This window comes from Vreelandella alkaliphila (assembly GCF_016107625.1).
Classification (GTDB): domain Bacteria; phylum Pseudomonadota; class Gammaproteobacteria; order Pseudomonadales; family Halomonadaceae; genus Vreelandella; species Vreelandella alkaliphila.
Map to the genome: position 1 here is coordinate 84,117 of NZ_JABASV010000009.1, position 19,323 is coordinate 103,439.

21 protein-coding genes are annotated in these 19,323 nt (G+C 50.8%); 13 read left to right on the forward strand and 8 right to left on the reverse strand.

Annotation, left to right across the window (positions count from 1 at the left end; genetic code table 11):
• Positions 1-119 precede the first annotated feature (119 nt).
• Together nqrM and sthA are read left to right on the forward strand one after the other, a co-directional pair.
• Positions 120-374, forward strand: a complete 255-nt coding sequence (nqrM, locus tag JFC11_RS14185; RefSeq protein WP_009723507.1) for a (Na+)-NQR maturation NqrM — start codon at positions 120-122, stop codon at positions 372-374.
• A 100-nt stretch (positions 375-474) separates the two neighbouring features.
• Positions 475-1,866: a Si-specific NAD(P)(+) transhydrogenase gene (gene sthA, locus JFC11_RS14190; RefSeq protein ID WP_038483647.1), complete on the forward strand. Its 1,392-nt coding sequence runs from the start codon at positions 475-477 to the stop codon at positions 1,864-1,866.
• Between the two features lie 40 nt (positions 1,867-1,906).
• On the opposite strand, the gene JFC11_RS14195 is transcribed toward sthA, so the two are convergent.
• The 5 genes from JFC11_RS14195 to leuS form a co-directional block, all read right to left on the reverse strand.
• Positions 1,907-2,845: a PA2778 family cysteine peptidase gene (locus JFC11_RS14195; RefSeq protein WP_198349814.1), complete on the reverse strand. Its 939-nt coding sequence runs from the start codon at positions 2,843-2,845 to the stop codon at positions 1,907-1,909.
• A gap of 13 nt (positions 2,846-2,858) precedes the next feature.
• The gene (locus JFC11_RS14200; protein WP_198349815.1) at positions 2,859-3,272 is read right to left on the reverse strand and encodes a PA2779 family protein; all 414 of its coding nucleotides are present in this window, start codon (positions 3,270-3,272) and stop codon (positions 2,859-2,861) included.
• Positions 3,273-3,372: 100 nt separating this feature from the next.
• The gene (gene holA / locus JFC11_RS14205) at positions 3,373-4,440 is read right to left on the reverse strand and encodes a DNA polymerase III subunit delta (protein ID WP_198349816.1); all 1,068 of its coding nucleotides are present in this window, start codon (positions 4,438-4,440) and stop codon (positions 3,373-3,375) included.
• Positions 4,437-4,949, reverse strand: coding sequence for an LPS-assembly lipoprotein LptE (locus JFC11_RS14210; protein WP_038483653.1), 513 nt, complete (start codon positions 4,947-4,949; stop codon positions 4,437-4,439). Before JFC11_RS14210 ends, holA begins: the two co-directional genes overlap by 4 nt.
• Positions 4,946-7,531, reverse strand: coding sequence for a leucine--tRNA ligase (gene leuS, locus JFC11_RS14215; protein WP_095604168.1), 2,586 nt, complete (start codon positions 7,529-7,531; stop codon positions 4,946-4,948). The genes JFC11_RS14210 and leuS overlap by 4 nt, the downstream gene beginning before the upstream one ends.
• A 163-nt stretch (positions 7,532-7,694) precedes the next feature.
• Here leuS and JFC11_RS14220 point away from each other — a divergent pair, with 163 nt between their 5' ends.
• Positions 7,695-8,213 carry a zinc ribbon-containing protein gene (locus tag JFC11_RS14220; protein ID WP_198349817.1) on the forward strand — a complete coding sequence of 173 codons (519 nt, stop codon included), beginning with the start codon at positions 7,695-7,697 and terminating at the stop codon, positions 8,211-8,213.
• A 20-nt stretch (positions 8,214-8,233) separates the two neighbouring features.
• Here JFC11_RS14220 and JFC11_RS14225 read toward each other — a convergent pair whose 3' ends face one another.
• Entirely contained in the window at positions 8,234-9,547 is a 1,314-nt protein-coding gene (locus JFC11_RS14225) for a hypothetical protein (RefSeq protein ID WP_095604167.1), read from the reverse strand.
• A 619-nt stretch (positions 9,548-10,166) separates the two neighbouring features.
• On the opposite strand from JFC11_RS14225, the gene JFC11_RS14230 reads away from it, so the two are divergent.
• From JFC11_RS14230 to JFC11_RS14240, 3 genes are all read left to right on the forward strand, one after another.
• On the forward strand, positions 10,167-10,568 hold the full coding sequence (locus tag JFC11_RS14230; RefSeq protein ID WP_038486724.1) for a GFA family protein: 402 nt from the start codon (positions 10,167-10,169) through the stop codon (positions 10,566-10,568).
• A gap of 90 nt (positions 10,569-10,658) precedes the next feature.
• The gene (locus JFC11_RS14235) at positions 10,659-11,279 is read left to right on the forward strand and encodes a LysE family translocator (protein ID WP_038483663.1); all 621 of its coding nucleotides are present in this window, start codon (positions 10,659-10,661) and stop codon (positions 11,277-11,279) included.
• A 141-nt stretch (positions 11,280-11,420) separates the two neighbouring features.
• Positions 11,421-12,044 carry a peptidase E gene (locus JFC11_RS14240; RefSeq protein WP_198349818.1) on the forward strand — a complete coding sequence of 208 codons (624 nt, stop codon included), beginning with the start codon at positions 11,421-11,423 and terminating at the stop codon, positions 12,042-12,044.
• Positions 12,045-12,285: 241 nt separating this feature from the next.
• Here JFC11_RS14240 and JFC11_RS14245 read toward each other — a convergent pair whose 3' ends face one another.
• Positions 12,286-13,194, reverse strand: a complete 909-nt coding sequence (locus JFC11_RS14245) for a LysR family transcriptional regulator (protein ID WP_120387055.1) — start codon at positions 13,192-13,194, stop codon at positions 12,286-12,288.
• Between the two features lie 104 nt (positions 13,195-13,298).
• Here JFC11_RS14245 and JFC11_RS14250 point away from each other — a divergent pair, with 104 nt between their 5' ends.
• The 4 genes from JFC11_RS14250 to JFC11_RS14265 all read left to right on the forward strand — a co-directional run bounded on the left by JFC11_RS14250 (position 13,299) and on the right by JFC11_RS14265 (position 16,034).
• Positions 13,299-14,417 carry an FAD-dependent monooxygenase gene (locus JFC11_RS14250; protein WP_198349819.1) on the forward strand — a complete coding sequence of 373 codons (1,119 nt, stop codon included), beginning with the start codon at positions 13,299-13,301 and terminating at the stop codon, positions 14,415-14,417.
• Between the two features lie 21 nt (positions 14,418-14,438).
• Positions 14,439-14,939, forward strand: a complete 501-nt coding sequence (locus JFC11_RS14255) for a P-loop nucleotide/nucleoside kinase family protein (RefSeq protein ID WP_120387054.1) — start codon at positions 14,439-14,441, stop codon at positions 14,937-14,939.
• A gap of 97 nt (positions 14,940-15,036) precedes the next feature.
• Positions 15,037-15,576 carry an MAPEG family protein gene (locus tag JFC11_RS14260; protein WP_198349820.1) on the forward strand — a complete coding sequence of 180 codons (540 nt, stop codon included), beginning with the start codon at positions 15,037-15,039 and terminating at the stop codon, positions 15,574-15,576.
• 89 nt (positions 15,577-15,665) lie between these two features.
• Positions 15,666-16,034, forward strand: coding sequence for an ASCH domain-containing protein (locus JFC11_RS14265; RefSeq protein ID WP_038483689.1), 369 nt, complete (start codon positions 15,666-15,668; stop codon positions 16,032-16,034).
• Between the two features lie 30 nt (positions 16,035-16,064).
• Here JFC11_RS14265 and JFC11_RS14270 read toward each other — a convergent pair whose 3' ends face one another.
• On the reverse strand, positions 16,065-16,667 hold the full coding sequence (locus JFC11_RS14270; protein ID WP_038483691.1) for a glutathione S-transferase family protein: 603 nt from the start codon (positions 16,665-16,667) through the stop codon (positions 16,065-16,067).
• A 149-nt stretch (positions 16,668-16,816) separates the two neighbouring features.
• Between JFC11_RS14270 and JFC11_RS14275 the strand changes: the two genes are divergently transcribed.
• The 3 genes from JFC11_RS14275 (at position 16,817) to bla (ending at position 19,301) form a co-directional block, all read left to right on the forward strand.
• Entirely contained in the window at positions 16,817-17,713 is an 897-nt protein-coding gene (locus JFC11_RS14275) for a LysR substrate-binding domain-containing protein (protein ID WP_095604157.1), read from the forward strand.
• Between the two features lie 89 nt (positions 17,714-17,802).
• Positions 17,803-18,342: a GrpB family protein gene (locus JFC11_RS14280; RefSeq protein WP_198349821.1), complete on the forward strand. Its 540-nt coding sequence runs from the start codon at positions 17,803-17,805 to the stop codon at positions 18,340-18,342.
• A gap of 65 nt (positions 18,343-18,407) precedes the next feature.
• The gene (gene bla, locus JFC11_RS14285; RefSeq protein ID WP_198349849.1) at positions 18,408-19,301 is read left to right on the forward strand and encodes a class A beta-lactamase; all 894 of its coding nucleotides are present in this window, start codon (positions 18,408-18,410) and stop codon (positions 19,299-19,301) included.
• The last annotated feature ends 22 nt before the right edge of the window (positions 19,302-19,323 follow it).

The following is a 19,323-nucleotide window of genomic DNA, read 5'->3' on the forward strand; positions in this document are numbered from 1 at the left end:
GATGAGTTGCCTGATCATTTTGAAGTGGCTGAGGTACAATAGGCATTAAAATTCTACGGCACTTAACGACATGACCGTTGTCGGCAGGTGAGCAGTTAATGCAATGCTGGGAGGTGAACATGACAATCTGGCTACTGGTATTTGGTTTTATGGCGCTGGTAATGACGGCAATGGCCGTTGGCGTATTAATGGGCCGCAAGCCTATTGCCGGTTCCTGTGGTGGATTAAATCAGTTAGGCCTAAAAGAAGGCTGTGACATCTGCGGCGGCAAAGATGAGGTTTGTGAAGAAGAAAACCGCAAGCGTGGAAGTGTACGTCGGCGTAGCGATGAAAGCCGTGGAGCTGACCTAGGTTATGACGCAACGCGTCGTTAATCTAGCAATTGGCTGCTCAGACGCTCGCTCACCGCGAGCGTTTATGTAAATGCCATTGTTGAGAGCGCTTTTAAGTCAGGAATAAGGAGATCCAAGTCGTATGGCCGTTCACAATTACGATGTTGTGGTGATAGGTACTGGTCCCGCTGGGGAAAGCGCTGCTATTAACGCCGCAAAGCATGGCAAGCGAGTGGCGATTATTGAAAAGCAGGCCCAGGTGGGGGGTAACTGCACCCACTGGGGCACAATCCCTTCAAAAGCGCTGCGCCATCAGGTCAAACAGATCATGGCGTTCAATACCAACCGCATGTTCCGCGATATCGGTGAACCCCGCTGGTTTTCTTTTCCTAAAGTGATGGAGCGCTCGCGTGGCACCATCGATAAACAGGTCGAAATGCGCACAACGTTTTACGCGCGCAACCGCATTGATCTGTTTCATGGTGTGGCGCGTTTTAAAGATGAGCATACCGTGGTAGTGCGAGACCGGCAGGAAGGCGTGGAAGAGCTGGTAGCCAAGAAAATTGTTATTTCTACCGGCTCTCGGCCTTATCGTCCGGCGGATATTAACTTTCGTCATCCACGTATTTACTGCTCTGATACGATTCTCAGCCTTTCCCATACCCCGCGGACACTGGTGATCTTTGGGGCAGGTGTGATCGGTTGCGAGTACGCCTCTATCTTTTCGGGTCTTGGTGTTAAGGTTGATTTGATCAACAACCGCGATAGTCTGCTGTCATTTTTGGATGATGAGATCAGTGATGCGCTTTCCTACCATCTGCGTAAACACGGTGTGCTGATCCGCCATAACGAAGACTATAAAAGTGTCGAAGGTGATGAAGCCGGCGTAACCGTAAATCTGAAGTCAGGCAAGAAAATCCGCGCCGATGCATTTCTTTGGGCGAATGGTCGTACCGGTAATACCGATAGCCTTGGACTTGAGAACATTGGTTTAGAGGCAAACGGCCGAGGCCAGCTTAGCGTTGATGAGCACTACCGCACCGCGATTCCGCATATTTACGCTGCAGGTGATGTGATTGGTTGGCCGAGTCTCGCCAGTGCTGCCTACGACCAGGGATTAAACTCCTGTAACGAGTTACTGGAAAAAGAGTATCGCTTCGTTAGCGATGTACCCACCGGGATCTACACTATTCCCGAAATCAGCTCTTTCGGCCCCAACGAGCGTGAACTGACCGAAGCCAAAGTGCCCTACGAAGTGGGTAAGGCCTTCTTTAAAGATACTGCTCGTGCGCAAATCACCGGCGATACGGTGGGAATGCTGAAGATTTTGTTCCACCAAGATACGTTGGAGATTTTAGGTATCCATTGCTTTGGTGACCAGGCGTCGGAAATTTTGCACATCGGCCAGGCCATTATGCAGCAGGAAGGGGATGCGAATACCGTGAAGTACTTCATCAATACGACCTTCAATTACCCCACCATGGCCGAAGCGTACCGGGTGGCGGCGCAAAATGGCTTAAACCGAGTGTTTTAAAATGTTTTAAGCATGGGGGCTATGCCCCCATACTCACGCCTCACAAACCATCCAGCAGTTGCTGCGCGCGTGGTTGCCAGTCACCGTCTAAGGTGGCAGCCTGAGTGAGTGCTTCGCGCGCACCCTCCCTATTTTCCTTCTGAAGCCTGAGTATGGCTACATTGAGCCATGCAGCGCCCATGGCAGGGTCAAGCTGTGTGGCTGATTCGAAGGCTTCCAGCGCTGCTTGAGGTTGTTGATCGGCGTATAGCGCATTGCCGAGTGCAAATTGACCCAGCGGATTAGCAGGGAAGCGTTCTACAAAGGCTTGCCAACTGGAAAGTGTTGCTACAGGCCCATGCTGCTCCTCGTAAGCGCTAATGGCTTCCAGTGCATTGCGGGCGGTAACGCCTTCGGGCAGGCTGCCTGGTTCGCTAACCACAAATCCCCAGCGCTCACTGCGTGCCCAGGTAGCATCAAAGCGGCTAAACGACATCGTATGTCGTTCGATTTCGCCACTACGTAAAATCAGCGTTTCATTAGGTAAATCAAAACCAATGGCCACCGCGTAGTGCCACATCGGGAAAGCTGGCAAAGCGAGGTTTTGCATCACCACCACGGGGTCACCTGCTTCCAGGTGGCCAAGCAATGCATCCATGGTGCCACGAACGGGGATCGCTAACTGCTTATAACGGCGCACAGTGGCTAGCATTTCAGGTTGGACGCTACCCTCTCGCCCAGGCAGAAATACCTGTGGGATTAACTGCTCAAGCCCTGCATCTACCCCCTGGTGATTGAGCACCATTGCCAGCGTTGCTGGGCCACACTGATACGCCGTCTGGGCGTAAAACGGTACTTCGGTAAGCTCAGTTTGCGGTGCTAGGCTAGCTTTAGTGCTTTCTAGTAGCACCGGGCTGCGGGCGCAGCCGCTAAGCAGAGTGGGCAGCAGTAGGGCAAGCAGTAAAACGCCCGCAAAGCGGGCGTTTAAAAGGTGTTTCATCATGGCAGTCAAATTAGCGAGTGAACGGATAAACATCGGTGAGACCGAGAATGTCAGTCACCAGCAGGATAACGAATACCGCAAATAGGGCGCCAATCACGCCGGCGCCGGCGGGCAGCTGTTCGAGTTGTTCGGCCATTTGCTGCGCTTCTGCATCGCTTAGTGCGGCAACGCGGGCTTCAACGTCATCTAGATCAACACCTTGCTTGAGCAGCTCTTCTTGCACATCTGCACGGGCGAGAATTTCATTAATACGCTCGCGGTCAGCACCTGCGCGGTCGCCTGCTAAAACAGATTGGGTAGAGACTAAGTCTGTAGAGGCAGCGTCCATACTCTGCGGGGCTGTGGGCGCAGCGGCAACAGGTAGACTGGTAATGACTAACGCAGCGATCAGTAAGCTTGAGAGGTAAGCGCGCACTTTTTTCATTGTCTTCATCCTTAGACGTATCGGGGAGCAAGCTAATTTGTAACCTGAATCAATAGTATAGAAATAAACCGTACTGGATTTAAGGCGAAAACGAAAAGTGCTAATTATTTGCACTAATGCGGTAGGTCCAATGGGATTCAGCTAAAAGCCCCTTACCACCCGCCATGGTCATGGCTAGGTCATGAAGCCCTGGCCATAAGGGCACCGCAGAAGCCCCTTTCACAGCAAGATCTAACCGTTGGGCCATCAGCAGGAGTTTGTGTAAACGTTTCATTGATAGGCGACTGATCGCTTTTTGGTAAGCGGGGCGGCGTTTATCAAAAATCATTGGTTTCTGAGTTTTACACGCGTGCTCAAAGCTTTGTCCCTGATCCAAATGCTGGTGCAGCGAAAGCAGGGTGCGTAGCTCGCGACTGAGTGCCCAAAGCACGATGGGAGCTTCAACCCCTTCACTGCGCAGCCCATTAACGATACGCGAGGTCCGGCTTGGCTCTCCTTTTAAACAGGCATCCGCAAGGTTAAACACATCAAAGCGAGTGCTGTCTTCCACGCCTTGGGCAATGCTTTCAACATTAAGGCGAGTGTTAGGTGGATGAATCAGCGCGAGTTTTTGCAGCTCTTGATCAGCGGCCAACAGATTACCTTCGGTGCGCTCACCCAATAAGCGAGCCGCTTCTAGGTCAATTTGCAAACCATGCAGCGATGCGCGATCCCTCAGCCAGTAGCCTAAGCGCGAAGCATCAACGGGCCATACAGGTACAAATAAACCGTGTTTATCGAGTGCTTTAAACCAAGCGCTTTTTTGTTGCTTGGCGTCTAACTTGCCCATGCTGATCAGCAACAAGTCGTCACTGCCATCCATCAATTCAGCATACTGTGCCAGTGCTTTACTGCCATCTTGGCCGAGTTTGTGCGTCCCCAGCCGCAGTTCCAGAAGCTTATTAGAGGCGAATAAAGAGAGGTTGCTGGCGGTTTCCAGTAGCCGGCCCCAGGCAAAATTAGGTTCTACATCTAGCACTTCCCGCTCTTCGACACCCGCTTGCCGCGCGGCTGAGCGCACGGCATCGCAGGCATCACGATGTTGCAGTGGCTCATCACCGGCAACAATCACCACCTTAGGCAATTTTTTTGCTAAGGCCGCGGGAAGCTGATCCGAAAATACCTTCACTGAATGGCCTCAAGGTTCGCCAGTCTTTCGATAATGCGCTCAGCCAGTTGTCGCGTTAGCGTTTGTTCAGCTTCTTGAAAGAGGGTTTCGCGATTGAGCAGATCATCATCGCTGACCCGAATACGTGTATTGGTCGTTACCGTTGCATTATTAAGCACATAAGCATTGTCCTCTCGCTGCTGTACGGAGAGAGACGTGCTTAGCGTTAGCTCATGTTCTTGGCTGGCACGCCCTTCGCTGCCAATACGGCGTTGGCGAAGCGTCGGTGAGCCCAGCGTGACCCGCCAGGGGGCGCCATCAGAAACCTCGCTGCTTTGCTGCAGTAACCGGATGCGTAGCTGTTGGGCCAAGGCACTTTTGTCGTCGCCCTCTAGTGACAGGGCCGGCAAGCGCGGCATTGAATCTAAACCGCGCAAGCGAAACCCGCAGCCGCTGAGCAGCACCGCCGCTGAGGCGGCGATGCTGGTAGCGAGGAAACGACGGCGTGTAACGTGTTGGGATGGTTTCATCCACTCACCACAATGTTAACCAGCTTGCCGGGTACAACGATGACTTTACGAACCGTTTTACCTTCCAGATGGCGCTGGACGTTTTCGTTCTCCATCGCCAGTTGCTCGATGGCGGCTTTATCTGCGCTGGCCGGGGCTTCTAGGCGCGCGCGCAGCTTTCCGTTCACTTGCACGACTAGTTCGATACTGTCGCGGGTGAGTGCGGCTTCATCCACCTTCGGCCACTGAGCTTCAATGGCGGGCTGGTCATAGCCTAATTGTTGCCACAGCGTGTGGCATAGGTGCGGTGTAATGGGTGCCAGCAGCAGCACACATGCCTCAAGCGCTTCGCGACTGACCGCTAGGCCGAGCTCGGACGTGTCGTCGAACTTGGCCACTGCGTTAGAGAGTTCCATTACCGCGGCAATGGCGGTATTAAAGGTGGTGCGGCGGCCAATGTCATCGCTGGCTTTCTTGATAGTCTCGTGGGTCTTACGACGCAGCGCTTTTTGGTCGTCGTTTAACGCATCAAGGGTCAGTTCGCCCGGTGTACCAGCAGCAAGGTGCTCGGTCACCTGACGCCAAATCCGTTTCAAGAAGCGGTGCGCACCTTCAACGCCTGAATCCGACCACTCCAGTGACTGCTCGGGCGGTGCGGCAAACATCATAAACAGACGGACAGTATCGGCACCAAACTTGTCGATCATCGACTGAGGATCAACACCGTTGTTTTTCGATTTAGACATCTTCTCGATGCCGCCCATTTCCACCGGCAGGCCGTCGCTGATTAGAACAGCGCTTAACGGACGACCTTTCTCATCGCGTTTGACTTCTACATCAGCGGGATTGAACCACTCCTTACCACCATTATCTTTAAAGCGGTAGAAGGTTTCCGCGATGACCATGCCCTGGGTGAGCAGTTGCTGGAACGGCTCATCGGAATCCAACATGCCGAAATCGCGCAGCAGTTTATGGAAGAAACGGGCGTAGAGCAGATGCAGAATCGCGTGTTCGATACCGCCGATATACAGGTCAACGGGCAGCCAGTAATTGGCGCGCTCGTCCAACATTGCTTCGTGGTTATCCGCGCAGCAGAAGCGGGCGAAGTACCAGGACGATTCCATAAAGGTATCGAAGGTATCGGTTTCGCGCACCCAGCCATCGCCCAGTTCAGAAAACTCGGGCATCTTCTTCAGCGGTGAACCAGAAGCATCCACGGTGACTTCCATGGGCAGTGCTACCGGCAGCTCATCATCAGAGAGCGGCACGGTTTGGCCTTCCGGGCCGTATTTCACAGGAATTGGTGCACCCCAATAACGCTGGCGAGCAATCCCCCAGTCACGCAGACGGTAATTGGTTTTTACTTCACCACGGCCAAGCTCAGTAAGCTTCGCGGCAATTGCATCAAACGCCGCCTGGAATTCCAGGCCATCAAATTCGCCTGAGTTAATCAGCGTGCCGTGCTCAACATAAGCACCTTCGGAAATATCCGGCTGGTTGCCGTTGGCATCGGCCACCACAGGCTTGAGTTCTACGCCGTACTTGGTTGCAAACTCCCAGTCGCGCTGGTCGTGGGCAGGTACCGCCATAACTGCGCCAGTACCAAACTCCATTAATACGAAGTTGGCCACAAACACCGGCACTTCATCACCGGTGAGCGGGTGAATCGCTTTGTGCCCAGTGAGCATGCCCAGTTTTTCTTTGGTAGCCATTTCGGCTTCCGACGTGCCACCTTTGGCGCATTCGTCACAAAACGCCGCGAGTTCGCTGTTTTGCGCGGCAGCCTGCTTAGCCAGCGGGTGACCAGCGGCGACGGCCACGTAGGTGACACCTAGCAGCGTATCTGGGCGAGTGGTATACACCGCCAGCGGCTCGCAAGCGCTACCGTCTTCCGCCTGAATATCAAAGGTCATCTCAACGCCGCGGGATTTACCAATCCAGTTGCGCTGCATGGTTTTGACCTGTTCAGGCCACTCGACATTATCAAGATCTGCCAGCAGCTCATCGGCGTAGTCGGTAATTTTCAAGAACCACAGCGGGATCTCTTTACGCTCTACCGGTGCACCAGAACGCCAGCCGCAGCCGTCAATTACCTGCTCGTTAGCCAGTACCGTTTGGTCAACCGGGTCCCAGTTCACCGTGGACATTTTCTTATAGACCAAGCCTTTTTCGACCAGCTTGGTAAAGAACCACTGCTCCCAGCGGTAATAGCTGGTATCACAGGTAGCGAATTCGCGGCTCCAGTCGTAGGCAAAGCCAAGTGCCTTCAACTGGTTACGCATGTAATCAATGTTTTGATAGGTCCACTTCGCGGGCGGCACCTGGTTTTGAATCGCGGCATTTTCCGCAGGCATACCGAACGCATCCCAGCCCATGGGCTGCATGACATTTTTACCCTGCATGCGCTGGAAACGGGACACAACGTCGCCGATAGTGTAATTACGCACGTGACCCATATGCAGCTTGCCGCTGGGGTAGGGGAACATGGATAGGCAGTAGAACTTTTCGCGGTTAGCGTCTTCTACTGCTTTGAAGCACTGGTGTTTATCCCAGTACTGCTGAGCGTCACGTTCAATCTCACGGGGGCTGTAATGTGCGTCCATCGGTGTTTTCAATGCCTTGGGGTAATTCGCCCAAAAAGGGCGCAAAGTGAATAATGGATGACGGCTGTCAGATAAGTAACGTCGATTGTATCCTATGCAGGTGTATCCTTGAACGGTTAGCCGATGATAGGCCGCACCTTGGGTCGACAAAAGGAGAGGTACCATGGAACAACATAACGATCACCGTTTGCGCGAAGGCTACGAGCGCCTGCTAGAACGCATGCAGGACGGGGCCAACGATCTTACCTGGGATAATCTACAAAAGGATTTGGACGACGCCGTTGCTTTTGAAGCGGAGCTGGAAGAGTACACCAAAGACGAGCTAGCACTGCTGCGTGCCTGGGTAGAGCGTGACCTGAAAGATATGCGCTACTACATGGCAGATTCCGGTAAACAGGTTGCTAGCTGGTTGGGCATTGATATCGACAGCCTTTCACGGCGGGTGGCGGAATCGCTGCTTTCAATCGCCGACCGCAGCGTGGTGGAGCGCGAACGCTTCGAAGATGACCTGGAAGCTGCCCGCGCCGACTACTGCGAAGGTGAAGTTGCTGCGCCTGGCCTGATGGCGTGCGTACACTGCGATGCCCAGGTGATGCTAGAAAGCGTCTCGCGCCTGGAACCATGCCACCAGTGTGGCCACCGCTATTTCTACCGCTTTCCCAGTAAAATCGTCGAAACCTAAGAGGCTAGCGCACTCATCACTTAATTGACCCAGATGCTCAGGCCTGCGATCGCGCCCAGCGAGAGCAGGCTCATCATGGCGGCATACAGTAAATTGTTTTTCATCATGCGGTAGCCGCTGATTCCGTAGCGCCCCTGCAGCGAAAGGTTTATGCCAGATAACGGCCCAACGCTGGTACCCACCGCCCAAGCGCTCAGCGCAACAAAGGCAAACAGCGTTTGCTCACCGCTGGCTAAATTCAAAATAGATGCCAGCACGGAAACGCCAATGATCGGGTGTAATCCCGCCAGCGCACTCAGTGTAATCGCCGCAAAGCTTACCATAGCCTGCCACATGCCAAAGGTAGCAAATAGCGTCCATTCGTCACCTGCTGCGGCCGCTACCAGGGTAGAAAGCCCCAGCGTTAATAAGCCCGCCGCTAAAAACAGCGAAATTTCCCCGCGCATGGCGGGTAGTCGTGTGGTGGTGTGTTGGCGAATGCGCCGCAGGGTAAAGCGTGTGCCTTCCCGTAAGTTGCTCAGTACCGCTACCACTGGCAGTAAAAAGGTAATAATACTGACAATGGTGAGCGACGGCGTCAGCCAAAAATGAAACAGCATCACCAGTGCTGCCATGCTCGCCGGCATCAACAAGCTACGTGGCGAAAGTGAAAAGCCGTCGACCTCGGTTAAATCAAACCGACGCCTCAACTCTAAGGTGGTTAATAGCCCCGATAGCACCGCCAACGGAAACCCTATCAGCGCAATCTGGCCGTACTGAACTTCAGGCGCCAAGGCAATCACCACCGCCATAGAGGCAAAGAAGGGTGACCACAATGCCGCACTTGAAAGCCCACGATTTAAGGCCAACAGCTGGGGCATGGTTAACGGAGAGCGCCTAGCTAAGCGGTCGCCCACCATAAAAATCGTCGAAAGATTCAGAATAGTGCCAAGAAAGTGCACTCCCAGCCACGTGCGCAGCACGCCATCTGCACCGGTCACCCGTTTGCCCGGTGGGCGCTTATTACCCTGGGTGCCAATCAACGAAATAAAGCTAACGCCCACCAGCATCGTGGCCACAAACACATTGCCTTGAAGCATGGCAGGCCAATTTACATTGGCACCATAAATCACCCGTGCCACCACTAGCATCAGCACTCCAATGGTAATCAATACCCCCGCCTGAATGCGCGAACGGCGCGGAATGTCCCGCCACAGCAGCGCCACCGCTGCCCACAGCACATAGCTCACTGCCTGCGCCGTCGGCACCACGCCGATAAAGCCAATAATTTGAGCAAACAGCCCAAGCAGAATCAAAACACCCGCCACCCGCTGCCGCATCGTTGTCTCTTGCATCTCAATCCCTTGCTGGTTGAGTTAGCAGGCTAATCGGCTTTTCAACAATTGGCTAGCGGAAGAGAAGCTAAGAGGGCGTTTACCGAAAGAAAAGTCGAATTTTCGTAGCGCGATGATAATGCCGCCACCACTAGCCGTGCCGTTATTACCAATGAAAGCAACTTGTAGCGCGCGGTAACGAATTTCGCGAGGAACGAGCGAATGAGGCACCCGCGAAAAGGATCAATTTTGTTCCTCCACGATTTAGCTGTGTCGAGTAATTCGTTTGGCAAAGGTATTGGCTCAAAAATGATGGCGCATTTAGGAACGTTGCCATTGTCTCAGGCCGGCGTCACCCTATTGCAGACGATCTTCGCTCTGACCTGAAAATACTTCGAAAATACCGGAATAAATGGGTTCATGTGAATGACCCATGGGATGATCAATGCCTTATCGACACACCGGAAGAGGCCGAAACAGATTACAGGTTCTACTGTTGTACTCAATTAAAGCACGTAAAATCGCAAAACAAGGCGTTTAGGAGTGATTTCAAATGCTTGTCGGGTTCGCTTCGCTCAAGTATGGCAAGCGCTGGTGACACATTAATACGGCGTTATGTGAGGCCGTGAAAGGAGTTCTTATGACTGATTATTTTGGTTCTTGCCTGTGTGGCACCGTGAGATTTGAGGTAAAAGGCGAGTTTGACAGCTTTTATCTGTGTCATTGTCAGCACTGTCAAAAAGATACAGGCTCGGCTCATGCGGCAAATCTATTCTCAAATTCAGCTAAATTGGTCTGGCAGTCAGGTGCCGATGCAGTGACTTCCTTTGCGCTTCCAGGCTCTCGTCATAATAAGAGTTTTTGTAAGTTGTGTGGTTCAGCATTACCCAATACTCAGATCGCGGGTTTGCTCGTCGTTCCTGCTGGGTGTTTGGACACTGAAATCACTATGTTGCCAACTGCACACATCTTTTTATCTAGCAAAGCTGCTTGGGATGGGGAGTTAGGGGAGGTGCCAAAGTTCGAGGGGCTGCCAGATTGAGCTATCATCACATAACCAGCGGCTGTTGGCAGATGCACCTACGTTGCGCTCTGGCAAGTCGCAAAGCCAAGCGTTAGACCTGGAATTGCCATGAGTTTAGTTGAAATATTAGCTCTGTTTACAGTGATGGCAGCTTTAGCGCTAGTTCCCAGCACTAGTGTCGCTTTGGTCGTTGCTCGCGCTTCTTCTGCCGGATTCTCGAACGGCTGTGCCGTTGCGGCGGGAATTGTAGCCGGTGATCTTATCTTGGTATTGCTAGCTGTTTTAGGGATGACTGCGCTGGCAGAAGCTGTGGGTAGTTTTTTCTTGATACTGAGATATTTGGCAGGCGCGTATTTGATCTGGTTTGGTATAAGTCTTATGAGATCGAAAGCTCCATTGCAGGTGGAGCATTCCGGCCGATCAGTATCGAAATTATCAGCAAGCTTTTTCTCTGGTCTACTTCTCACCCTTGGTGATGTAAAGGCAATATTCTTCTACGCGAGTTTATTCCCTACTTTTGTTGATTTGGCCACTATCCGGACATTGGATATCGCAGCAATTGCGATGATAACCATAGTCGCCGTTGGTGGTGTCAAATTAGGCTATGCATATTTCGCGGGGGTCGTTGCGTCATTTGGCACTAACCATAGAGCAGAACGAGCAGTTAAAGTGACGGCTGGTGGTTTAATGGTTGGAGCCGGATCGTATCTGATAGCAAAGGCTTATTGAGCTTCTCTTAGGATGATCGTTAATCAATGACCTTTCCCCCAAAACTAACCAACATGGAAGGTGGCAGATATGGCTCAAAATGGATTTTCTACAGCCTGTTGAGCCACTATAGTGACAGCATTTAGACAGTAAGGAAGTCGAATGAAAAAAATGTTTTTAGCTTCATCTTTCGTAGATGTTGCAGACCTATTTGTGAAATTTACCAGCGCAAAATGTGTAGGAAAAACGGTTACATTCATTCCTACTGCAAGCCTAGTCGAAGAGGTCAATTTTTATGTGGCCGCAGGCAGAGATGCACTCGAGAAGTGTGGGCTAATTGTTGATGAGCTTGAGATTTCAACTGCTCCAAGTGAAGAGATAAACAGCAAGCTTCAAAAAAATGACTATATCTATGTCACTGGTGGAAATACTTTCTTTTTACTTCAAGAGTTGAAAAGAACTGGTGCAGATAAAATCATAAAGGAACAAATAAGTTCAGGGAAAATGTATATCGGAGAGTCTGCCGGCTCTATTGTTATGTCGCGTAACATCGAGTATGTGAAAGATATGGACGATTTCACGGCGGCACCTAATGTAGGCTCTTTTTCATCATTAGGCATGGTTGGCTTTTATCCAGTGCCACACCATACCAACGCTCCTTTCGAGCAAGTCGTTGAAGGCATAATCACTAGCTATGATGAAAAAATAGACCTTTGCCCAATTAGTAATACGCAAGCCATTATCGTCAATGGTGATGAGTTTGAAGTCTGCACGGCCGAAACTTAACCAGACACAGCGGTTCGCGGACTGTGGTTACGAGTTACTCATTCCCCGCGCTGCTAAAAGAGGTTGCGGAGTAGTATCAGTGCTGGCAAAGCCATCAGTTCGCCGCCGGACGCTTGTTCCACGCGCCGTTTATGATGGCAGCCCAGTCGCTGGCTTTTGGGTGTGGCTATAGCGTCACTACCATACATATGTCTTCAGGCTGACGTTGAGTAGCAGGTGGAAGCTGATATGGGTGAGGTCATCACGAGACTTTATTTCCATCTGAATCAAGATCCATAATTGCTAATCTCAGGTGTTCCAAAAATACTCTCACTTTTTCCAGCGGGTATTTTTTTCCCGAGTAAAACGCATATAACACGAGATCCTCTGGCTGGCAGTTAAGATCAATCTTGATAAGCGATCCATTTTCTATATCTGCTTGGCATGCATGAGTGGGTAAAATAGCAAAGCCAAGCCCCTTCAGCGCGGCAGCTTTAGCCATGTAGCCACTGTTGACCTTATAGCTGGATTGCACCTGAATGGTCTGGTTATTCTTGAATCGCCAGGGCATGCCTTGTAGGACAGACAGGCTGGTGATGCAGGGCGCTTTGCTCAGTTCATCCAGTGAGCCCGGCAATCGGTGATGCTCAAGAAGTTGCGGTGCGGCAACTACGCAACTCGGCCAGCGTTGGATTTCTTTAGCGACCCAGCCAGAATCCTCCAATGGCCCTCTACCGAAGCGTAACACCAGGTCGAATCCTTCTAACAAACCTTCCGAAGGGTTTAATTGGGTGTCACAACTTAGTTGTATTTGAGGATGCTGGAGGCAAAAGTTTGCGGTGATTTCGGCCAGAAAGGGGAGGTCAGGCATGATGATCTTAAGGTGGCCGGATAGGGCGTCACCGTGTAGTGAGGCTTCTTCAAGTGCGTCATTCATCGCCCGTGTGAGCGGCGTGATGGCCTGATAAAGTTGCTTGCCTGCGGCGGTTGGAATCATCTTACGGGTGGTGCGTTCCAATAGTCGCAAACTAAGTTGTTGTTCCAATAACGCGACATGGCGACTGACATTGGATGTTGGCAATTGACGTTGCTCCGCTGCACGCTTAAAGCTTAGTTGTTCATATACCGCCTGAAAGCTAAGTAGCCATTGAAGTTCGATTTTCTCAATCATAGATTCTCTCAGAAAATGGGATTAATAACGCAATAATAGCGTGTTTATCCCTGTGAGTGGATTTGTGACAATCTCTACCGAATTTAACTATTGAGGTAGGGTCGATGAAAAACACTAATCGTATTGCCATTGTTGGTGCAGGGGTTGCTGGAATAGCGCTGGCAATACTCGCCACACAACAAGGCTATCAAGTGAGCGTGTATGAGCGTGACAGTAAGGTCTCGTCCATTGGTGCTGGCGTGACTTTATGGCCAAATGCAATTTTTGTACTGCAACAGATGGGGGTGGAAAAAGAGCTAAAACGCCTGGGTGGTGCTCTCCGTTTAATGCGTCAGTTTGATCAATTTGGCGTTTGGCAGGGTGAGCTTGATATTGAGGAAGTGAACCTGCTGAGTGGTTTCCCCAGTATAACAATATTGCGCCGTGATCTTATGAGCATGCTGGCCGAGAGGTTGGATGATTTGGGGGTGAAAATACACCTTGGCTGCCCAATGACGACGCAGGATATTGGCCGATTAAAGCAAGAGTTTGACGTGGTAGTAGGAGCCGATGGGCGAATGAATTCGGTGGTGCGTCACACGTTATATTCCGAAAAGGTGAGCCCCCGTTACCAAGGGTTCATTAACATCATTGGTATCAGTCAGTTGAATGAGGGGGTTTTAGATAACGCCATCCATGATTTTCGTGGCTTGGGTGAGCGGTTTGGAATTGTCCCTGTGAATAATGGGCTATGTTTCTGGGCTGGCGCATGGAATGCCGATATTGATAAACAACGGCCCTTATCTACTTGGTATGATGAGCTGCATCAGCGTTTTCGCTGCTGGCCTGACCCGGTACGCAACGTGCTGAAATTCTATGATGCAGCATCGCTCAATCGCATTTTTGTTCATGATCTTGATCCCCTGCCTTATTGGCATCAAGACAATGTTGTCATTATTGGAGATGCGGCCCATGCGTCTTTACCAACATCTGGGCAGGGAGCATGTCAGGCGCTGGAAGATGCGTGGCATCTTGTCCGGCTTTTGGGAGAGCAAGGTGAGTTGGAAAGTGTTCTGACAAGTTTTTATCAACAGCGAATCGTTAAGACATCCTCAGCTCAAACCGTTGGAAGACAGGTGGCCGAGAGGATTTTTGGAACACAACTTGCGTCTCAGCCAGCGACTTTAGGCATTTCTGCTGAGCAATTAAGCCTGTTATGGATGCAGGGATTAGAAACGCAGTAGGCGTAATTAAAGGAGCAGATAATGAGTTCTTACGGAACGTTGATATTCTTCTGTGGAAAGATGGGCGCTGGAAAAAGCACGCTGTCTGTCAGCATTGCGCGTGAGCGCGGCGCCGTGCTTCTTTCAGAGGACGACTGGTTAGCTACTCTTTTCCCAGGCGAAATCAACGATTTCAACGACTACATCAGTTACTCGTCACGCCTTAAGCCATTGCTTAGGAAACACGTTGAGCAAATACTCTTGGCAGGCACCACTGTGGTTCTAGATTTCCCCGGCAATACCAGGAAGCAAAGGGCATGGTTCAAGGATATCTACTCGCAACGAGGGATATCTCACGAACTGTACTATGTGATGGCAGAAGACGAGGTTTGTCTAAAACAGCTGAAACAGCGCCAAAGGGAGCAGCCTGAGCGGGCGAGCTTCGATACCGAGGAAGTTTTCAGGATGGTAACGGGTTTCTTTGAGTCACCTGAAGAGTCTGAGGGATTCAATGTCGAGGTTGTAGAGCGGACGTTCACATAACCTTCATATTGCCGATTTAGATGCTTGTGATACCGTTTTAGCAGCGTTTTGAAAGCATATGCTTAAAGCCTCATTATGGCCTAAAAGGAATTAGAATATGACTCAAAAAAGCGATGATAGAACAGTTAAAATGGGGATGCTGCTAGGATTTGTTGGAACAATAGTGGTGTTTGTCTCTTTCTATAGTTTTTTGCCTCAAGTTGCTGAGGAGGTTGTCGTAGTAGAGCGACTAAAGCTCGCAATAATGTGCCTTGTTTTTCCTGTTGCACTGTTTTTTTTGATGATTGTTAGAATCGGCTCTCAACGTTACGGAAACCCATCAGCGGATCCAACTAAATGTGAAGCAAATACAGAGGGGATGAAGGTTGACCTAAGAGTACTATCTAATACTCATGAACAGCTTATGATATTCGCTATTAATATACTGGCGCTATCTGTTTTAATTCCTTATCAATTATTGAGCTTGCTGCCCATCTATTCTGGAGTTTTTGTTGCTGGTCGCGTCATGTTTTGGATAGGTTACAGGCGTAATGTGTTATGGAGAGCGCCAGGGTTTGCAATGTCTACACTGCCTGCAGTGGTAGGAGTAGGGTATAGCTGTGTTGCGGTTTTATTATCTGCATTCGCAGTTTTTTAATAAAATTGAACTTGATGTTGTGTATGTTTTTTTCTTTTTATTGTCGATTTTAATTCGAGTTTGTGATTTTTACTAAAGAAGGAAGGTCTATGCTCGCACTTTCAATAGTAAGCCCGCATGGCTCTAATATAGCTTCGGGAAAAAAGACGCTGGAGGTTCGCTCGTGGCGCCCAGAATCTTTACCTATCCGTGATCTTTTGATTGTAGAAAATTCTCACTTCTTATCTGCTGATAACCCCGTTGACCCTGATGGCAGGGCTGTTGCAATTGTGGATGTTGAAGAGATACATGAATGGCAGCCTTCAGAAGTGAAGGCTGCTTGTTCAAATGGCTGGGAACCTGGTTATTTGGCTTGGTGTTTGTCAAATGTTCGTCCTATTACCAACAACCCGGTTTTTAACAACGTGGCTGTGCCAGCCAAGAGAAAGCTATATGAAGTTGAGCTGGTGCAATTTTAAGCTTAGCAATTGTCAGCATGGGAACGGTTCCTACTCCGCTATGATCGAAATGTGGTTCGGGTGAGACGCTACCCGATCCAGCCACCGGCAAACGTTGGGATAATCCACCAATGCGAACCCGCCATCTTCCGCTACATGGGTATAAGCGAAGAGGGCAATATCCGCGATGGTGTAGCGACCTGCGGCGAACCAGTCCTGTCGTGCCAAGTGATCGTCCATTACCGCTAGCGCTTCGCGCCCCAGTGCTTGTTTACTCGCGAGCTGTGCTTGGCGTTCATCGTTCAGGCCAAGGTGAGTCAGCCAGAAGCGCGGTGTGGCGATGTTGGGCTCGTGACTGTACTGTTCAAAGTTCATCCAACGCAGGGCCTGGGCCTGATCCCAGTGATCTTCCGGCCAATAATCACTCCCTTGGGCTAGATAGTAGAGAATGGCGTTCGACTCGCTGAGAAAGCGGCCGTCGTCGAGCTCCAGTACCGGAATCTTGCCGGTGGGGTTCTTCTGCAGGAATGCTGGGGTTCGCGTTTCTCCATGCACGATATCGTAATGACGATAGTCATAGGGTCTATCCAGCAAATTCAGTAATAGGCGCACTTTGTAGCCGTTGCCGGAGGGTAGGTAGTCGTGCAAGATCATCGTCTTCTCCAATGAGTTTAACGCAAGGGTGGCGGGTCTGAATCCACACCCAAGCCACGGAGGACAGTGTTTCGTTTTCCGCGAAGTTCGACAAACGAATAGTACTAATATCAGCCATCAGTGGGGCTGATGGATAGAGGCCTCGTTACATGGATATGGATCTCCTACGCACCTATATAGCCGTGGTTGATACCGGCAGCCTTACCCGTGCCGCGCGTCAGGTGCACCGAACTCAGGCCGCGCTCAGCATGCAAATGAAGCGGCTGGAAGAGCAGGCCGGCTGCAGCTTGTTCTTTAAAGAAGGCCGCAATCTAGAACTCACCAACGAGGGCAAACGTCTTGTCAGCTACGCTCGCCGATTGCTGGCAATGCATGATGAGGCGCTAGTTCAACTGAGATCGAGCGCCGCTTTACCGACGTTGCGTATTGGCAGCCCAGATGACTACGCCCAGAGCCTGCTACCTTTGTTGGTAGATACCCTTCATGATCAACACCCTAGTGTTCAGCTACAGCTGATATGCGCGCCTACCATCACGTTGAGAAAGCAGCTGGATGAGGGAGCGTTGGACTTGGCTATCCTGACGCGAGCGGCCAACAGTGATGAAGGTCATGTGCTGATGCTTGATAAGGGAATTTGGATACAGCACCCGGAATTTGACTGGCAGCAGCACGAAACGTTGCCTTTAGCTCTGTATGAAGCCGACTGCAAATTTCACAGCTCGGCTTTGGATGGCCTAAACAAAACACGCCGCTCTTACCGCATTAAGGCGCTCAGTGCCAACGCAGGAGCTTTGATGGGGTTGGTTCGGCAGGGCAAGGCCATCACTGCGGCGGCGACGGCTTCCTTGCCGAGTGATTTGGTCGAAGTCGATGCTGCCCATGAAATGCCGGCACTGCCTAGTATTGATATTGTGCTGGTCAGCTCTTCCTCTGGGCATCCTTTGGTGTCGGTGAGTTGGGCGGGTGATTTGGCAAAAGCGTTGTCGCTTAGGCTTCATGACGCACAGAAAATAACCGAGGTCTGTCGCTATGAACGTTCAGTTTAGGCGTGGTAATAACATCGCCACAGTGACCGGACGGGAGTGCATGGCCATGGTGATTTTTGATCAGGTTGATAGAGCAAGGGATAGCGACGATGGATGAAGCAGAGTCCCTTAACAGGGCGATTAATGAGGAAGTGGTAATCTTCCCATCTGATGCTAACTGGCAACGAATGTTCGAGGAGGAGCGAGAGCGTCTCTTTGATTTGTTTCCAGATGATTTTTTGGCGATCGAACACGTTGGGAGTACAGCCGTACCGGGGCTTTCTGCCAAGCCAGTTATCGATATCTTGGCTGGAATGGACTCGATGTCACGTGCCGACAAATTAATGGAACCGTTGTGCCGCGCAGGCTATGCAACATCAATGGCGTTCAACGCTTCGCTAGTTGGTCGGCGTTGGTTGATGCGGTGGGCCGAAGGGCGTAGGACGCATCACTTACACCTCATGGTCTACGGTAGCCGTGAGTGGGATCAGCGCTTGGCATTTCGAAACATACTGCGTGCCAATGCTGAGCTAGCCCAACGGTATGAGAAGAATAAGCGGTTATGGGCGGCAGAATTTAAGTCAGATAGAGAAGCCTATACGGCTGCCAAAGCGGGTTTTATCCTGGAGGCCTTAGAGAGCTCTCTATAGGCCATATAGATAGGCGAAGTGATCAATTTACCTCTCGTTATAGATTTTATGATTTTAAAAGGATGATGAAAGTGGATTGCAAACAACGAGTTTCGCGCTGGGTTATATCGATTTGCTTAATAGCGGTTCCTTCTGTGTTGATGGCTCAGGATGATAATTTGCTTACAGAGGTTGATCGTATAGAGAGACAGTTGGATGCACGCGTTGGTTTTGCAGCCTATGACTTGGAAACTGGGCAGCGTTGGGAATACAACGCAGACCAGCTGTTCGCCATGTCCAGCACCTTTAAAACCTTAGCATGTGCAGCGCTGCTGCAGCGTGTAGATGAAGGAAATGAGCAACTCGAAAGACGAGTGAAGGTATCTGCTTCTGACATTGTCACTTATTCACCCGTTACTGAAGCGTATGCGGATAATCGGGAGATATCGCTTTTTGAGCTCTGTGAAGCGACGATGACAACTAGCGATAATACGGCGGCTAACCTAATTTTACAGGCGATTGGTGGACCACAGGCCGTGACGGAGTTTGTTAGAGAGTTGGGGGATAGTGTCACGCGCTTGGACCGTTGGGAGACAGAGTTAAACGAGGCTGCTCCACATGATGAGCGTGATACCTCCACGCCCAATGCAATGGTGAGTAACCTTGAGAAGCTGGTAGTGGGAAACGCGCTATCATCTCAGTCTAAAAACCAACTGCGTGAATGGTTGGTCAATAATGAAGTGGCTGATGGCTTGTTTAGGTCACAAATGCCTGATGAGTGGGTGATTGGAGATCGGACGGGAGCCGGTGGTTTTGGTTCAAGATCGATTACCGCTGTTATATGGCCGCCCGAGCGCGAGCCTACCATCGTGGCGTTTTATATCACCGAAACTGACGCATCCTTTGAAGAACGAAATACCGCGATAGCTGAACTGGGAAGTGTGATCAGAGATGCCATTGATACGAGTGGCGCTTTGTAGTTGTCCAGGCATCGCCTCACAG

Bases quoted from the DNA above. Each gene is read 5' to 3' on its own strand.
- JFC11_RS14230 (WP_038486724.1), top strand. From the start codon at position 10,167: ATGACTGATTATTTTGGTTCTTGCCTGTGTGGCACCGTGAGATTTGAG.
- leuS (WP_095604168.1), bottom strand. From the start codon at position 7,531: ATGGACGCACATTACAGCCCCCGTGAGATTGAACGTGACGCTCAGCAG.
- JFC11_RS14195 (WP_198349814.1), bottom strand. From the start codon at position 2,845: ATGAAACACCTTTTAAACGCCCGCTTTGCGGGCGTTTTACTGCTTGCC.
- JFC11_RS14270 (WP_038483691.1), bottom strand. From the start codon at position 16,667: ATGATCTTGCACGACTACCTACCCTCCGGCAACGGCTACAAAGTGCGC.
- JFC11_RS14225 (WP_095604167.1), bottom strand. From the start codon at position 9,547: ATGCAAGAGACAACGATGCGGCAGCGGGTGGCGGGTGTTTTGATTCTG.
- JFC11_RS14260 (WP_198349820.1), top strand. From the start codon at position 15,037: ATGACTCAAAAAAGCGATGATAGAACAGTTAAAATGGGGATGCTGCTA.
- JFC11_RS14210 (WP_038483653.1), bottom strand. From the start codon at position 4,949: ATGAAACCATCCCAACACGTTACACGCCGTCGTTTCCTCGCTACCAGC.
- JFC11_RS14280 (WP_198349821.1), top strand. From the start codon at position 17,803: ATGGATGAAGCAGAGTCCCTTAACAGGGCGATTAATGAGGAAGTGGTA.
- JFC11_RS14245 (WP_120387055.1), bottom strand. From the start codon at position 13,194: ATGATTGAGAAAATCGAACTTCAATGGCTACTTAGCTTTCAGGCGGTA.
- sthA (WP_038483647.1), top strand. From the start codon at position 475: ATGGCCGTTCACAATTACGATGTTGTGGTGATAGGTACTGGTCCCGCT.
- JFC11_RS14220 (WP_198349817.1), top strand. From the start codon at position 7,695: ATGGAACAACATAACGATCACCGTTTGCGCGAAGGCTACGAGCGCCTG.
- JFC11_RS14275 (WP_095604157.1), top strand. From the start codon at position 16,817: ATGGATATGGATCTCCTACGCACCTATATAGCCGTGGTTGATACCGGC.
- nqrM (WP_009723507.1), top strand. From the start codon at position 120: ATGACAATCTGGCTACTGGTATTTGGTTTTATGGCGCTGGTAATGACG.
- JFC11_RS14255 (WP_120387054.1), top strand. From the start codon at position 14,439: ATGAGTTCTTACGGAACGTTGATATTCTTCTGTGGAAAGATGGGCGCT.
- JFC11_RS14240 (WP_198349818.1), top strand. From the start codon at position 11,421: ATGAAAAAAATGTTTTTAGCTTCATCTTTCGTAGATGTTGCAGACCTA.
- JFC11_RS14200 (WP_198349815.1), bottom strand. From the start codon at position 3,272: ATGAAAAAAGTGCGCGCTTACCTCTCAAGCTTACTGATCGCTGCGTTA.
- JFC11_RS14265 (WP_038483689.1), top strand. From the start codon at position 15,666: ATGCTCGCACTTTCAATAGTAAGCCCGCATGGCTCTAATATAGCTTCG.
- bla (WP_198349849.1), top strand. From the start codon at position 18,408: ATGAAAGTGGATTGCAAACAACGAGTTTCGCGCTGGGTTATATCGATT.
- JFC11_RS14250 (WP_198349819.1), top strand. From the start codon at position 13,299: ATGAAAAACACTAATCGTATTGCCATTGTTGGTGCAGGGGTTGCTGGA.
- JFC11_RS14235 (WP_038483663.1), top strand. From the start codon at position 10,659: ATGAGTTTAGTTGAAATATTAGCTCTGTTTACAGTGATGGCAGCTTTA.